General features: G+C 55.0%; 1 protein-coding gene. It reads left to right on the forward strand.

Features of this window, described 5'->3' with window-relative positions; translation table 11 throughout:
- Positions 1 to 675, forward strand: a 675-nt coding sequence (locus tag GPK94_RS15785) for an IS256 family transposase (protein ID WP_215656259.1), incomplete at its 5' end; no start/stop codon positions are given.
- Positions 676 to 773 lie beyond the last annotated feature (98 nt).

Here is a 773-nt window from a genome sequence, read left to right on the forward strand (position 1 = left end):
CGGTACGTGACCAAAGCAGCGTATGTGGTTCTGGGTGTCACCATGGATGGCAGGAAGGACATTCTGGGAGTCTGGATTGGAGAGCACGAAAACAGCAAATTCTGGCTGAATGTGCTGAATGACCTCAAAAGCAGGGGCGTTTTGGATGTATATCTGTTCTGCACGGACGGCCTGTGTGGGATGATGCAGGCTATCGAGGCCGTCTTCCCCAAAAGCCGGCTGCAGCGCTGCATCGTCCACCAGGTGCGCAGTTCCACCAGATATGTCAGCTACAAGGACATCAAGAAAGTCGTTGCGGATCTGAAGAAGATCTACGGTGCCGTCACGCTAGAAGAAGCCGAGAAAAACCTGCAGACCTTTGCAGAGGCCTGGCGTAAACAGTACCCCTCCTGCGTGAAAAGCTGGGAGGAAAACTGGCCGGTTTTAAGCACGTTCTTTGAATACCCCGTTGAGATTCGGAAAATCATATACACGACGAACATCATCGAGGGCCTGAACCGCCAGTTCCGGCAGATCACAAAGAATAAGCCTTCCTTCACGAACGACGACTCCCTGCGCCGGATGCTGTATCTGGCCTCCCAGCGCATCGTGAAACACTGGCACGCCAGATACCAGAACTGGGATCTGGTGCTCAGCCAACTGGAGATCATGTTCGCCGACCGGGCCATAGGCTGACTCCCTTGTCCTAGTATGCCACGGCGGTCAGGCTGGCATTCACGCCGTGCCGGCGCGCATACCGCTCTGACCGCCATGGCTTTCGGTAATCAAGGGAT

The organism is Pseudoflavonifractor sp. MCC625, from assembly GCF_018784545.1.
Classification (GTDB): domain Bacteria; phylum Bacillota; class Clostridia; order Oscillospirales; family Oscillospiraceae; genus Pseudoflavonifractor_A; species Pseudoflavonifractor_A gallinarum.